11 protein-coding genes are annotated in these 14,448 nt (G+C 66.2%); 6 read left to right on the forward strand and 5 right to left on the reverse strand.

Annotated features, from left to right (window positions below; translation table 11 throughout):
* Positions 1-32: 32 nt before the first annotated feature.
* From ACIG5A_RS23940 to rpmH, 5 genes are all read right to left on the reverse strand, one after another.
* Positions 33-584, reverse strand: coding sequence for a protein jag (locus ACIG5A_RS23940; protein ID WP_397243517.1), 552 nt, complete (start codon positions 582-584; stop codon positions 33-35).
* A gap of 81 nt (positions 585-665) precedes the next feature.
* On the reverse strand, positions 666-1,736 hold the full coding sequence (gene yidC / locus ACIG5A_RS23945) for a membrane protein insertase YidC (RefSeq protein ID WP_397243997.1): 1,071 nt from the start codon (positions 1,734-1,736) through the stop codon (positions 666-668).
* A gap of 4 nt (positions 1,737-1,740) precedes the next feature.
* Positions 1,741-2,073: a membrane protein insertion efficiency factor YidD gene (yidD, locus tag ACIG5A_RS23950; RefSeq protein WP_397243519.1), complete on the reverse strand. Its 333-nt coding sequence runs from the start codon at positions 2,071-2,073 to the stop codon at positions 1,741-1,743.
* Positions 2,070-2,504 carry a ribonuclease P protein component gene (gene rnpA, locus ACIG5A_RS23955; protein WP_397243521.1) on the reverse strand — a complete coding sequence of 145 codons (435 nt, stop codon included), beginning with the start codon at positions 2,502-2,504 and terminating at the stop codon, positions 2,070-2,072. Before rnpA ends, yidD begins: the two co-directional genes overlap by 4 nt.
* 21 nt (positions 2,505-2,525) lie before the next feature.
* Positions 2,526-2,669, reverse strand: coding sequence for a 50S ribosomal protein L34 (gene rpmH / locus ACIG5A_RS23960; protein ID WP_005516618.1), 144 nt, complete (start codon positions 2,667-2,669; stop codon positions 2,526-2,528).
* 607 nt (positions 2,670-3,276) lie between these two features.
* Here rpmH and dnaA point away from each other — a divergent pair.
* The 6 genes from dnaA (at position 3,277) to gyrA (ending at position 14,410) form a co-directional block, all read left to right on the forward strand.
* Positions 3,277-5,205 (forward strand): chromosomal replication initiator protein DnaA, encoded by a 1,929-nt coding sequence (gene dnaA, locus ACIG5A_RS23965; protein ID WP_397243523.1) that lies wholly within the window; start codon positions 3,277-3,279, stop codon positions 5,203-5,205.
* Between the two features lie 858 nt (positions 5,206-6,063).
* Positions 6,064-7,239 carry a DNA polymerase III subunit beta gene (gene dnaN / locus ACIG5A_RS23970; protein ID WP_397243525.1) on the forward strand — a complete coding sequence of 392 codons (1,176 nt, stop codon included), beginning with the start codon at positions 6,064-6,066 and terminating at the stop codon, positions 7,237-7,239.
* 84 nt (positions 7,240-7,323) lie between these two features.
* Positions 7,324-8,505: a DNA replication/repair protein RecF gene (gene recF, locus ACIG5A_RS23975; RefSeq protein ID WP_397243528.1), complete on the forward strand. Its 1,182-nt coding sequence runs from the start codon at positions 7,324-7,326 to the stop codon at positions 8,503-8,505.
* 189 nt (positions 8,506-8,694) lie between these two features.
* On the forward strand, positions 8,695-9,258 hold the full coding sequence (locus ACIG5A_RS23980; protein WP_397243530.1) for a DUF721 family protein: 564 nt from the start codon (positions 8,695-8,697) through the stop codon (positions 9,256-9,258).
* Between the two features lie 541 nt (positions 9,259-9,799).
* Entirely contained in the window at positions 9,800-11,839 is a 2,040-nt protein-coding gene (gene gyrB / locus ACIG5A_RS23985) for a DNA topoisomerase (ATP-hydrolyzing) subunit B (protein ID WP_397243532.1), read from the forward strand.
* A 54-nt stretch (positions 11,840-11,893) separates the two neighbouring features.
* A complete protein-coding gene (gene gyrA / locus ACIG5A_RS23990) occupies positions 11,894-14,410 on the forward strand; it encodes a DNA gyrase subunit A (protein ID WP_397243534.1) in 2,517 nt (838 codons plus the stop codon).
* The last annotated feature ends 38 nt before the right edge of the window (positions 14,411-14,448 follow it).

A 14,448-nucleotide genomic window follows, 5' to 3' on the forward strand; every position in this document is an offset into this window, starting at 1 on the left:
GAAACACGCCATACCCCAAGCGCAGCTCGATCTCAGGCGGGTACGACCACCACATGACGGTTGGGCTCGACACCCTCGCTCTCACTGCTGACACCGTCGACCGCGGCGACCGCGTCGTGCACGATCTTGCGCTCGAACGGAGTCATCGGCGCGAGCGGCTCCGGCGCACCCGACTCCAGCACCCGCTGTGCCGCAGCGGTTCCCAGCGCGCTCAGCTCTTCGCGGCGCTTGGCCCGCCAGCCCGCCACGTCCAGCATCAGCCTGCTGCGCACACCGGTCGCCTGCTGCACCGCCAGCCGGGTCAGCTCCTGCAGCGCGTCGAGTACCTCACCGTTGCGACCGACCAGCTTCGACAGATCGCGACCGCCGTCGATGCTGACGATGGCGCGATCGCCTTCGACGTCCAGATCGATGTCGCCATCGAAATCCAGTACGTCCAACAACTGTTCCAAGTAGTCGCCCGCGATCTCACCCTCTTCGATGAGGGCTTCCTCAGCGTCGTTCGCGTCATTCACGACATCAGGCTCGGCCTCTGCCATCGTTGTCGCCACTGTGGCGTCCCCTCCGTCGGTCTCAACAGTCATTTGATTTCCTTCATCTGCTCATCGCACGGAACCGGGGGAGCGCCGCCGACACCGCCGCGATACAAGGGGTAGCTGGTGGGGTCAGTGCCGCCGCTTCTGGTTCGCTCGGCCGCGGCCGGGTCGCTTCTGACCGCTCGGGCGCCGCTGGCCCGACGACTTGACCGCGGGCTTCGCGGCCGGGTCGGTGCCATTCGTCGACGCGACCGCGTCCTCCGGTTGAGCCGCCGGCTTCTTACGCGTATCGACCGGCTTCACACCGGGTTTCGGCGCGTTCTGGGCACGCTGCTCCAACTTGGCTTGCTTCTTCTCCTCTTCCTCCTTGGCCATCCGGCCGAAGACGAGGTGCTGCTGCCCGTAGGTCCAGATGTTGTTGGAGACCCAGTAGAGAAGGATGGCGATCGGCAGGAACGGACCACCGACGAGCACGCCGAGCGGGAACACCCAGAGCGCGAGCTTGTTCATCATCGCGGCCTGCGGGTTGGCCGCGGCCTCCGGCGTCTGCCGCGCCACCGAGGCGCGCGCATTGAAATGCGTTGCCAGACCGGCGATCACCATCAGCGGGATGGCGACGAGCGCGATGCTCAGCTTGGTCGGCACGCCGCCGTAGTTGGCGAACGCCTGTAGCTCGTTGACCGGGGTGGTGATGAAGGCGGAGATCGGCGCGCCGAAGATACGGGCGCTCAGGAACGACTGCACGTCGGTCGCGCTGAAGACGTAGTTCGCGGTGTTCGCGTTCTGCTCCGGCGTCATGCCGAGCTGACCGAGACCGTGACCGGTCCGGTTGAACGAGCGAAGCACGTGGAACAGACCGAGGAACACCGGCACCTGGGCCAGGATCGGCAGGCAGCCCATGAGCGGGTTGAAGCCGTTGTCCTTCTGCAGCTTCTGCATCTCGGTCGCCATCTTCTGGCGATCGTTCTTGTACTTCTTCTGCAGTTCCTTGATCTGCGGCTGCAGCTCCTGCATCTGCTTGGTGGTGCGCACCTGCTTGACGAAGGGCTTGTAGAGCACCAGTCGCAGGGTGAAGACCAGGAACACCACCGCCAGTGCCCAAGCGGCGCCACTGTCCTTGCCGAAGCCGGGCACGGCCGCGAAAACCCGGTGCCAGAACCACAAGATCCAGGACACCGGATAGTAGATGAAGTTGAGCACGGCTCTATGCACTCCCGTCGTTCGTATCGCCGATCACCGCTGACGGTGATCCTTTACAAGCCTTCGGCGCCGACGCGTCGGCGGCGGCTGCCTCGTTCCGATGACGTTCCGGAACGGGGTCCCACCCACCAGGGTGCCAGGGCGCGCATTTGGCCAATCGCACGGCCGTCAATCCGAGGCCGACGAACAGTCCACGGGTGCGCAGCGCAGTGACAGCGTATTCACTACAGGTCGGAGTGAAACGGCACACCGGCATGCGGGTGGGGGAGACGTAAGTCCGATACAACTCGATCAGGAAGATCAGTGCGCGCGCCGGTAGCCGGGCGACGGTGTTCATGACCGAACACCCGATCCCGCCCCGACCGTGCGCGCGACTCCGAGCTTGCGCAGCCCGGCGCGCAGCTGCCGCAGCAGCTCCTCCGATTCGGCGTCCGCGGCGCCGGGCAGCGCGCGAATGACGATATCGGCCTCGGCGGGCAGCTCGGGGAGCAGCTGAGCGCACATATGACGCAGGCGGCGGGCCACCCGGTGACGTACCACCGCGGAGCCCACCGCCTTGCTGACAATCAATCCGAAACGCGGTCCGCCAACGCGAACCAACGGCCCGGCTACCGCCGGGTCGTCTCCTCGTCCACTCGCGCCCACGCTTCCGTCATACCCGTGCGTCAGCACGTGTACGACCAGATCGCGCCTCCCGATTCGCTGGCCGCGGCGCACCGTCCGGGAGAAGTCGGCACGATGATGCAACCGATACGGCTCAGGCAACACCCGAGCGTCCGAGAGCGAGGATCAGGCAGTGAGTTCGGCGCGGCCCTTGCGGCGACGCGCCGAAACGATGGCGCGACCCGCACGGGTCCGCATCCGGAGGCGGAAGCCGTGGACGCGCGCCCGACGACGGTTGTTCGGCTGGAACGTCCGCTTGCCCTTGGCCACGGTCAACACTCCTCGAGTAGGTGGGCACCAGGCGGTGCCCGAAGCTTTTTCGGTGAAACGTATGTCGCGATGAATCGCAGTCGGTCATCATCGGCGCGCGTCGATCCTGGCGCATAGTCAGCACAAGACCGCCACCGCACCAAGGGGTGACTGTACGAGGGTACTGATCTGCCATGACGGGGTCAAACTCGGCCCCCGTTGCCGATTCGGCGTCCGACCCGCTAAGGTTCTCCTCCGCACCGAGTCACGCATCTGTGCACAACGGGTGAGTTCGTCCACACCCCTAACCACAGGTCGCCACGACACTCCCGGCGCGTTGCCAGAAGATTGCTGCAGAACCGCAGGTCCAGGCGGTGCACATGCGGCGCGCGCCCGCGTTTCACAACTCCCCAGGGTTCTCCACATCTGTGGATAATTGTGTGGAAAGACCCCTGGAGTGGCATATTCGTAGGGCCGACGGTGCCACGCCGCTGCCAGGATGGGGGATCCGAGCAGCGCCCGAACCGGTTACGGACGTATGCGGGATCACTGAATCTACCCATGTGGTGGGTGTTCCCGCGTGCCCCGGCCGTCTGCTCCTATCGACCTACTCCGGGGAGGCAACTGCATGGACGACGAGCAGAACGTGTTGGCCACGGTGTGGCCAGAGGTGGTTGCCGAGCTCACCACCGGGTCTCCCGATGGTGCCATCCCACCGGTCACCAGAGCACAGCAGGCCTGGCTGAAGCTGGTCAAGCCGCTCACTGTGGCCCAGGGATTCGCGCTGCTCTCGGTCCCCTCGTCGCTGGCCCAGGAGGCCATCGAACGCGATCTGCGCGAACCGATCCTGCGTTCGCTCGCCCGCCGCCTCGGCCCGCAGGTCGAGGGTCTCGGCGTGCGCATCGCCGCACCGACCAGCCAGCCCGCCGAGCGCTCCGGCGCCAACCCCAGGCATGCGCGGATGACGAGCAGGCCCGAGCGCGGCCGCGACTCCGGCCGAGGTCAGGGCGGATATCCACAGCAGGCCGACTACGGGCGCACCGAGTACGCCCCGCCGCGCTACGCGCCCAACGAATACGCGCCCGCCCCGGATTACGCGGAGACGCCCGACTATCAACCGGCACCGGAGTACGCGGAGTACGCCCCCGCCGACGACTATCCCACCAGCACTTATTCGGCCCGCGGCGACTATCCGGGTCCCGAACAGGATGTACCGCCGGTCCCCGAGCCGCCGCAGCCGCCGCGCCGGGAACAGGGAATGCCCCCGCGCCGCGAGTCGGCGATCCCGCCGGGGCAGGAATCGCTGTTCACCCCCGAGCCCGCTCCCGCGCCCGCCCGAGGCCAGGGCAGGGCGCCCGTTCGTGAGCAGGCCCCGATGCGCGAGCCCGCGCCGATGAACGAATCGGTGCGCGAGCCGATGCCGGACCAGCGCCCCGAGCACGCCGATGACGAACCGGTCGTCAACGTACGCAACTCCTGGCCGACGTACTTCACCAAGAACCAGGAGGCGCAGGCCGCGCCGACCGGATCGGCCAGCCTGAACGCCAAATACACCTTCGAGACGTTCGTCATCGGTGCGTCGAACCGCTTCGCGCACGCGGCGGCGGTGGCCATCGCCGAGGCGCCCGCCCGCGCCTACAACCCGCTGTTCGTCTGGGGCGCTTCGGGTTTGGGCAAAACGCATCTGCTGCACGCGGCCGGCCACTACGCCCAGCGGCTGTTCCCCGGTATGCGGGTGAAGTACGTCTCCACCGAGGAGTTCACCAACGACTTCATCAACAGCCTGCGCGACGACCGGAAGGTGGCGTTCAAGCGCCGCTACCGGGAGACCGACATCCTGCTGGTGGACGACATCCAGTTCATCGAGGGCAAGGAAGGCATCCAGGAGGAGTTCTTCCACACCTTCAACACGCTGCACAACGCCAACAAGCAGATCGTCGTCTCCTCCGACCGGCCGCCCAAACAGCTGGCCACGCTGGAGGAACGGCTGCGCACCAGGTTCGAATGGGGCCTGATCACCGATGTGCAACCGCCGGAGCTGGAGACGCGCATCGCGATCCTGCGCAAGAAGGCCAGGATGGACCGCCTCGATGTCCCGCATGACGTGATGGAGCTGATCGCGAGCCGGGTCGAGCGCAATATCCGCGAGCTGGAGGGCGCGCTGATCAGGGTGACGGCGTTCGCCTCGCTCAACGGTCAGCCGCTCGATCTGCCGCTGGCCGAGGTGGTTCTGCGCGATCTGATGCCGGAGACCGCGGCGCTGGAGATCAACGCGGCGACGATCATGGCCGTCACCGCCGAGTACTTCAACACCACGCTGGAGGAGCTGACCGGGCCTGGTAAGGCACGGCCGCTCGCGCAGGCCCGCCAGATCGCCATGTACCTGTGCCGTGAGCTCACCGACCTGTCGCTGCCGAAGATCGGCCAGGCGTTCGGCCGCGACCACACCACGGTGATGTACGCCGAGAAGAAAGTCCGCAAGGAGATGACCGAGCGGCGCCGGGTCTACGACCAGGTTCAAGAACTCACAGCCCGAATCAAACAGCGCTCGCGCTGACGGGTATCCACACCCCTGCACCGCCCCTGACCAGGGGCGGTGCTTTTTTATGCCTTGTGGATTCCTCGAGGAATCCCTGTGGAGTCCTCGAGGAAACTCACCGTTGTGCACCGGTTCGTGCACAGCGTTGTGGAGCGATCCGCGCGCGGCTACCCACAGGGGTGGAATCCACAGAGTGCACAACCTTTCCCGCCCACAGCCCCTGACCAGCACGGCGATCGGTCAGCGGCCTGTGGAATCCTCGAGGAATCGATGTGGAGTCCTCGAGGATTCCTCGAGTTGTCCACGATTTCGTTCACACGTGTGAACAAGTGGGTGAATCCGGTGGAACAACTCGAGGAGCACTCGAGGATGAATCTGGGACAACCTCGCCGCTCCACAGTCGCCCGGCGTTCATCCTCGAGACACTCGGCGGCCATCCCCACGCCGCCACCCGCTATGACCAGCGGATACGCGGCCACTCCACAGATTCCACAGTGCCTACTACTACTTCAGTTCTTCTTCTTAGAGAACTCTCTTGAAAACAGGCTGTGTGGAAAGTCGATCGATGAGCATCCGATCCGGACCAACTCGGTTCACCGGCAAGGAGATCAACGAGGAGGGGACTCACTCACCTACATCGCCGAAGGCCCGGCGATCGGTACACAAGGAAGTCGCGCATCGCGAGAAAGGCGGGTCGGGCTAGGTACATCCGGCCGAGACGAGTACGGTTTGTTGTCGGTCGCCTGTGCCACACTTCGAGGGCGGCCGATCCAGCACCCTTTCGAGAACCACGCTGACGAGCCGAGAGCGCTTGGCGGACGCAAGGTCCGGCCTTCGCACACAGAATCACGGAACTGGGAGAGGACAGATCGGGCGATGGAGCTTGCAAGCATGAAGTTTCGGGTCGCCCGAGAGGACTTCGCGGAATCCGTTGCCTGGGTGGCCCGTAGCCTCCCGTCCCGGCCGCCGGTGCCGGTGCTCGGCGGTGTGCTCCTCGTCGCAGGCGAGGACGGTCTGACGGTCTCCGGCTTCGACTACGAGGTGTCCGCGCAGATGCGCGTCGCCGCCGAGGTCGCCGGTCCCGGCGAGGTCCTGGTCTCCGGTCGGCTGCTCGCCGATATCACCAAGGCGCTGTCCAACAAGCCGGTCGACGTCTCCGTCGACGGCACGCGCGTGCTGATCGCTTGTGGCAGTGCGAAGTTCTCGCTGCCGACCATGCCGGTCGAGGACTATCCCCAGCTTCCCGAGGTGCCGCAGCAGACCGGCGAACTCGGTGTCGATGTCTTCGCCGAGGCCGTCGGCCAGGTCGCGGTCGCCGCGGGCCGCGATGACACGCTGCCCATGCTCACCGGCATCCGGGTCGAGATCGAGGGCCCGCACGTGGTTCTCGCGGCCACCGACCGGTTCCGCCTCGCGGTCCGCCACATCGAATGGCAGCCATCGCGCACCGATATCGAGACCTCGGTGCTGATCCCGGCGCGCACGCTCTCCGAAGCCGCGAAGACGCTCGGCCCCTCCGATGCGCCCGTGCAGCTCTCGCTCGGCACCGGAGCGGGTTCGGACGGCCTGCTCGGCATCGTGAATGCCGGTCGCCGCACCACGACTCGGCTGCTCGACGCCGAATTCCCCAAGTTCCGCCAATTGCTCCCCAAGGAGCACACCTCCATCGCGACGCTGTCGGTCGCCTCGCTCACCGAGGCCATCAAGCGTGTGGCGCTGGTCGCTGAGCGCGGCGCCCAGGTGCGCCTGGAGTTCACCTCCGAGGGATTGCAGCTGTCCGCGGGCGGTGACGACGCGGGACGCGCGGAGGAGTGGCTCGAGGCCGACTTCCGCGGTGAATCGCTGACCATCGCGTTCAACCCGGGCTACCTGATCGACGGCCTGTCCGCGCTGCACGCCGACCGGGTGACCTTCGGGTTCACCACGCCGAGCCGTCCCGCGGTGCTGCTGCCCGCGAGCGAGGACGAGCCGAAGGTGCTCGAATCCGGTGCCTTCGCCGCGCTGGAGAGCCCGTACACCTACCTGTTGATGCCGGTCCGGCTGCCGGGCTAGCGCGGGTGCGTTCTCCGGTGCCCCGCTGTGTGGCGCCGCGTGTTCCGGTGCGCACATCATGGGCAGGCAAGGTGGGTTAGGCGGATGTACATCCGGAATCTGTCGTTGCGCGACTTCCGTTCCTGGGAGCATGCCGAACTCGAGTTATCCCCAGGACGAACGGTTTTCTTGGGATCGAACGGCAACGGCAAGACGAACCTGCTCGAGGCGATCGGTTATCTGGCTACCCTCGGCTCTCATCGGGTCGCCGCCGACGCACCGCTGATCCGGCTCGGCGCCGAGCGGGCGCGGATCGGGGCCTCGGTGGTCAATACCGGCCGTGAGCTGCGGATCGATATCGAAATCAACCAGGGCACCGCGAACCGCGCGCAGATCAACAGGTCGCCCGCGCGACGGCCGCGCGAGATTCTCGGCATCCTGCAGACGGTGCTGTTCGCACCCGAGGATCTCGCCCTCGTGCGTGGCGATCCCGGCGAGCGCAGACGCTTCATGGACGAGTTGTGCACAGCCCGTCTCCCCAGGCTGGCCGCCGTGCGCGCCGATTACGACCGGGTACTGCGGCAGCGTTCGGCGCTGTTGAAATCCGCTGGGCGGCAAGCCAGGTCGAAGTCGGATCTGAGCACGCTCGACGTGTGGGACGGGCACCTGGCCACCCATGCCTCGGTGCTGCTCGCTCAGCGCCTTCGCCTGGTGTACGACCTGTATCCCTTTCTCGCCCAGGCGTATCGGTCGATCGCCCCCGAATCCCGGCCCGCCGCAATCGGTTATCGCAGCGGGTACCTGCCGCCGGAATTCCTCGATCCCGCGCGCGAGCCGCAGCCGGACGACGCCGAGGCACTCGAGGCGATCGTGCTGCGCGAACTGGCGGCCGCGCGGACGAAGGAGCTGGAGCGCGGCGTCTGCCTGGTCGGCCCGCATCGCGACGAGCTCGACCTGATGCTCGGCGACGCGCCGGCCAAGGGGTTCGCCAGCCACGGCGAATCCTGGTCGTTCGCGCTCGCGCTGCGGCTCGGCGCGTTCGAACTGCTGCGCAGCACCGGCGCCGAACCGGTGCTGCTGCTCGACGATGTCTTCGCCGAACTGGACCGGCGCAGGCGGACCGCGCTCGCCGAGGTGGCCGCGGGAGCCGAGCAGGTGCTGATCACGGCCGCGGTGCCGGAGGATGTGCCCGCCGAACTCGTCGCCACACCGCTGCGGGTGGAGACCATCGGCGAGGCGGATCGGCGTATCTCCAGGATTGCCGAGCCTGCCGCCGATACGGCATGAACAGCGGCTACGCCGCGATATCGCTCGAGATATGCACAGAAAAGCATAGTTATCAACATCACCTGTGGAGAACTCGCTATCACTCGGCCACGCTTCGTCGGGCCTGTGTGTTGTCGGTGCGCTCCCGTACAGTGACCTCCTGTTCGTCACGCCGCGACGCTCGGAATTCGCGAAGGAGGCTCGCCAGCTATGACCGATCAGCCCGAGCCGGGCACGCAGCAATCGGGTGGGGAACCCGAGCTGCGCGGCATCGATCTGGCCCGTCGCGCACTGGAGGAGGCGCGCGCCGCGGCCAGGGCCAGCGGCAAATCGGTCGGTCAGGGCCGAGCCTCGCCGAAGCGGAGCCTGCGCACCGGCGCCCGGCGGCGCACCGGGTGGTCGGGCCCGCGGCCGGATGAGCGCGATCCGCAGCCGCTGTTCAAGCTCGCCGGATCGATCGCGAAGAACCGCGGCTGGTCGGCGAAGGTCGCCGAGGGCATGGTCTTCGGCCGCTGGCCCAACGTCGTCGGTGAGGACATCGCCTCGCACGCCACCCCGGTCACGCTGAAGGACGGCGTGCTGAGCATCGCGGCCGAATCGACCGCGTGGGCCACCCAGCTGCGCATGCTCCAGGGCCAGATTCTGGCGAAGATCAATGCCGCGGTGGGGCAGGGCGTGGTGACATCGCTGAAGATCTCTGGACCGCAGGCGCCGAGCTGGCGCAAGGGGGAGCGGCACATCAAGGGGCGCGGTCCCCGCGACACCTACGGATAGCCAGCGGTGCGCGATCGGTGCCGTTCCACGTGAAACTGCGCGACGGACAACCGATTTCGCGTGGTCAAAGCCTCGGTATATGGCCGTGACGCCGGATAATGAAGGCGTGACCGCCGGCGATGCGCGACGGCGTCTGTGGATTAACCATCGACCATCGCCGCCCGGGACGGCTGATCTTCCGGCCGCGCGCACCGCGCGGCGTGGTCTCCGCGATCGGTGATCGGACACGCCGCCGCCACCGGACTCGGCTACTGCGGCCTGAACGCGCGGAGGCGCGTATCAAACCGCCGAATGGCGGAACCGAGTCGGCGTAGTCCGATTTCTCGCATTCACGGAGCCGTGAGGGGTGTCGTAGGTGCGTTGTAGGTTGGGTGTACCAGTAGGATGGTGACGTAACTAGCGGCGATACCTTCGGCGCGTTCCGCGCAGCGCGCGCGTGGCCCCGTAAATCTCTAGCGGAAATGACCCGGGCCCCACGTGTGCTGTCCAGTGCCTCGCCAAAGGATCAGCAAGTAAGGAGAGCTACCGACCAGTGGCTGCCATGGACTCCAACGCATCGGGCTCGACCAACGCGACATCAGGCAAGCAGGACTACGGTGCCTCTTCCATCACGGTTCTCGAAGGACTCGAGGCGGTCCGGAAGCGTCCGGGCATGTACATCGGCTCGACCGGTGAGCGCGGTCTGCACCATCTGATCTGGGAAGTCGTCGACAACTCCGTCGATGAGGCGATGGCCGGTTACGCGAGCAAGGTGGAGGTCACCCTGCTCGCCGACGGCGGCGTCGAGGTCGTCGACGACGGTCGCGGCATTCCGGTCGCCATGCACGCGCAGGGGGTGCCGACCATCGAGGTCGTCATGACCCAGCTGCACGCGGGCGGCAAGTTCGACTCCGACTCCTATGCGGTGTCCGGCGGTCTGCACGGCGTCGGTATCTCCGTGGTGAACGCGCTGTCGAAGCGGCTGGAGGCCGAGGTCGACCGCGACGGCTACCACTGGACCCAGACCTACAAGGACTCGACGCCCGGCGAGCTCGTCCAGGGTGAGGTGTCCAAGCGGACCGGTACCACCATCCGGTTCTGGGCTGATCCGGAGATCTTCGAGACCACCACCTACAACTTCGAAACGGTGGCCAGGCGGCTGCAGGAGATGGCGTTCCTGAACAAGGGACTCACCATCAAGCTCACCGACGAGCGGGTCACCGACAGCGATATCACCGACGAGGTGGTCAGCGAGACCGCCGACGCCCCCAAGCATGTGGACGAGAACGCCGCGCCGCCGGAGCACAAGGTGAAGACGCGGACCTACCACTACCCGGGTGGTCTCGAGGATTTCGTCCGGCACATCAACCGGACCAAGCAGCCGATCCACAACTCGGTCGTCGGCTTCACCGGGAAGGGCACCGGGCACGAGCTCGAGGTCGCCATGCAGTGGAACTCGGGCTACTCCGAATCCGTGCACACCTTCGCCAACACCATCAACACCCACGAGGGTGGTACGCACGAAGAGGGTTTCCGCGCGGCGCTGACCACGGTGGTCAACAAGTACGCCAAGGACAAGAAGCTGCTCAAGGAGAAGGACGGCAACCTCACCGGTGACGACATCCGTGAGGGCCTGGCCGCCATCGTGAGCGTGAAGGTCGGCGAGCCGCAGTTCGAGGGCCAGACCAAGACCAAGCTCGGCAACACCGAGGTGAAGTCGTTCGTCCAGAAGACCTGCAACGAGCATCTCACGCACTGGTTCGAGGCCAACCCGGCCGATGCGAAGACCATTGTGAACAAGGCGGTTTCGTCGGCGCAGGCCCGCGTCGCGGCGCGTAAGGCGCGCGAGCTGGTGCGGCGCAAGAGCGCGACCGATCTCGGCGGCCTGCCGGGCAAGCTGGCCGACTGCCGGTCCAAGGATCCGCACAAGTCCGAGATCTACATCGTGGAGGGTGACTCCGCCGGTGGCTCGGCCAAGTCCGGCCGCGACTCGATGTACCAGGCGATCCTGCCGCTGCGCGGCAAGATCATCAACGTCGAGAAGGCGCGTATCGACAAGGTCCTCAAGAACAACGAGGTCCAGTCGATCATCACCGCGTTCGGCACCGGCATCCACGACGAGTTCGATATCTCGAAGCTGCGGTATCACAAGATCGTGCTGATGGCCGACGCCGACGTCGACGGCCAGCACATCTCCACGCTGCTGCTGACGCTGCTGTTCCGCTTCATGCGGCCGCTGGTCGAGCAGGGGCACGTGTATCTGGCGCAGCCGCCGCTGTACAAGCTCAAGTGGCAGCGTTCCGAGCCGGAATTCGCCTACTCCGACCGGGAAAAAGACGGTCTGCTCGAGGCCGGTCTCGCGGCGGGCAAGAAGATCAACAAGGACGACGGCGTCCAGCGCTACAAGGGTCTGGGCGAGATGAACGCCAAGGAGCTGTGGGAGACCACGATGGATCCGACGGTCCGCGTGCTCAAGCTGGTCACCCTCGACGATGCCGCCGCCGCCGACGAGCTGTTCAGCGTGCTCATGGGCGAGGACGTCGAAGCACGGCGCAGCTTCATCACCCGCAATGCCAAGGACGTTCGCTTCCTCGACGTATAAGCCGGTGCGCCTGTGCGACACCTCGACAGCCACCCGGCCCGCTAAGGAGACTTGATGACCGACACGACGCTGCCTCCGTACGGAGGCGCGGGCGACCGGATCGACCCGGTCGACATCCAGCAGGAAATGCAGAACAGCTACATCGATTACGCGATGAGCGTGATCGTCGGCCGCGCGCTGCCCGAGGTGCGCGACGGCCTCAAGCCGGTGCACCGCCGCGTGCTGTACGCGATGTACGACAACGGCTACCGGCCCGATCGCGGCTATGTGAAGTCCGCGCGCCCGGTCGCCGAGACCATGGGTAACTACCACCCGCACGGCGACGCGTCGATCTACGACACCCTGGTGCGCATGGCGCAGCCGTGGTCGCTGCGCTACCCGCTGGTCGACGGCCAGGGCAACTTCGGTTCCCGCGGTAACGACGGCGCGGCCGCCATGCGCTACACCGAATGCCGCCTCACGCCGCTGGCGATGGAGATGCTGCGCGAAATCGACCACGAGACGGTCGATTTCACGCCGAACTACGACGGCCGCTCGCAGGAACCGACGGTGCTGCCGAGCCGGGTGCCCGCCCTGCTGATGAACGGCAGCAACGGCATCGCGGTCGGTATGGCGACGAATATCCCGCCGCACAACCTGACCGAGCTGGCCGAGGCCATCTACTGGGCGCTCGAGCACCACGACGCCGATGAGGAAGCCACGCTGGCCGCCTGCATGGAGCGGGTCAAGGGTCCGGACTTCCCGACCTACGGCCTGATCGTCGGCGGGCAGGGCATCAACGACGCCTACACCACCGGGCGCGGATCGATCCGGATGCGCGGCGTTGTCGAGATCGAGGAGGACAGCAAGGGACGAACCACGATCGTCATCACCGAGCTGCCCTACCAGGTCAACACCGACAACTTCATCAACTCGATCGCCGAGCAGGTGCGCGACGGCAAGATCGCGGGCATCTCCGATATCCACGACGAGTCCTCGGATCGCGCGGGCATGCGGATCGTGGTCACGGTCAAGCGCGACGCGGTCGCCAAGGTCGTGCTGAACAACCTGTACAAGCACACCCAGCTGCAGACCAGCTTCGGCGCCAACATGCTGTCGATCGTCGACGGTGTGCCGCGCACGCTGCGCCTGGATCAGATGATCCGGTACTACGTCAGCCACCAGTTGGACGTCATCGTCCGGCGCACCCGCTACCTGCTGCGCAAGGCCGAGGAGCGGGCCCACATCCTGCGCGGCCTGGTGAAGGCGCTCGACGCGCTCGACGAGGTCATCGCCCTGATCCGGCGCTCGGCCAACACCGAGACCGCGCGCACGGGCCTGATGGAGTTGCTGACGATCGACGAGATCCAGGCGACCGCGATCCTCGATATGCAGCTGCGCCGCCTGTCGGCGTTGGAGCGGCAGAAGATCGTCGACGAGTTGGCCTCGATCGAACTCGAGATCGCCGACCTCAAGGACATCCTGGAGAAGCCGGAGCGCCAGCGCGCGATCGTGCGCGACGAGCTGAAGGAGATCGTCGACAAGTACGGCGACGAGCGGCGCACCAAGATCGTGGCCGCCGACGGCGATGTCGCCGACGAGGACCTGATCGCCCGCGAGGACGTGGTCGTCACCATCACCGAGACCGGCTACGCCAAGCGCACCAAGACCGATCTGTACCGCAGCCAGAAGCGCGGCGGCAAGGGCGTGCAGGGCGCGGGCCTCAAGCAGGACGATCTGGTCAGGCACTTCTTCATCACCTCGACGCACGACTGGCTGCTGTTCTTCACGAACAAGGGCCGGGTCTACCGCGCCAAGGCCTACGAGCTGCCCGAGGCGAGCCGCACCGCGCGCGGACAGCACGTGGCGAACCTGCTGGCATTCCAGCCGGATGAGCGCATCGCCCAGATCATCCAGATCAAGTCTTACGAAGACGCCCCATATCTGGTCCTCGCGACCAAGAATGGCCTCGTGAAGAAGTCGAAGCTGTCGGATTTCGACTCCAACCGCAGCGGCGGCATCGTCGCGGTGAACCTGCGCGACGAGGACGAGCTCGTCGGTGCCGTGCTGTGCTCGGCCGAGGACGATTTGTTGCTCGTCTCGGCGCAGGGGCAGTCGATCCGGTTCTCGGCCACCGACGAGGCGCTGCGCCCGATGGGCCGCGCCACCTCCGGTGTGCAGGGTATGCGGTTCAACGCCTCCGATGAACTGTTGTCGCTCAACGTGGTTCGCGAAGGTACCTATCTGCTGGTCGCGACGTCGGGCGGCTACTCGAAGCGCACCGCGATCGAGGAGTACACGGCACAGGGCCGCGGCGGTAAAGGTGTATTGACCATCCAGTACGACGAGAAACGTGGCACCCTTGTCGGTGCGCTCATCGTCGACGACGAGGATGAGCTCTACGCGATCACATCCGGCGGTGGTGTCATCCGGACGGCGGCCAATCAGGTTCGCAAGGCTGGACGACAGACCAAGGGCGTGCGATTGATGAACCTGGGCGATGGCGATACGTTGCTTGCTATCGCGCGCAATGCCGACGAGCCGGATTCCGAAGCCGGCGAAGAAAACACCAATGGTTCTTCCGAGCAGTAATTCCTACAGCGGCGGCAACGAACGGATCTAAGGAATCC

Source organism: Nocardia sp. NPDC052566 (assembly GCF_044547285.1).
In the GTDB taxonomy this organism is placed as follows: Bacteria; Actinomycetota; Actinomycetes; order Mycobacteriales; family Mycobacteriaceae; genus Nocardia.

Bases quoted from the DNA above. Each gene is read 5' to 3' on its own strand.
- ACIG5A_RS23940 (WP_397243517.1), bottom strand. From the start codon at position 584: ATGACTGTTGAGACCGACGGAGGGGACGCCACAGTGGCGACAACGATG.
- yidD (WP_397243519.1), bottom strand. From the start codon at position 2,073: ATGAACACCGTCGCCCGGCTACCGGCGCGCGCACTGATCTTCCTGATC.
- dnaA (WP_397243523.1), top strand. From the start codon at position 3,277: ATGGACGACGAGCAGAACGTGTTGGCCACGGTGTGGCCAGAGGTGGTT.
- dnaN (WP_397243525.1), top strand. From the start codon at position 6,064: ATGGAGCTTGCAAGCATGAAGTTTCGGGTCGCCCGAGAGGACTTCGCG.
- recF (WP_397243528.1), top strand. From the start codon at position 7,324: ATGTACATCCGGAATCTGTCGTTGCGCGACTTCCGTTCCTGGGAGCAT.
- ACIG5A_RS23980 (WP_397243530.1), top strand. From the start codon at position 8,695: ATGACCGATCAGCCCGAGCCGGGCACGCAGCAATCGGGTGGGGAACCC.
- gyrB (WP_397243532.1), top strand. From the start codon at position 9,800: ATGGACTCCAACGCATCGGGCTCGACCAACGCGACATCAGGCAAGCAG.
- gyrA (WP_397243534.1), top strand. From the start codon at position 11,894: ATGACCGACACGACGCTGCCTCCGTACGGAGGCGCGGGCGACCGGATC.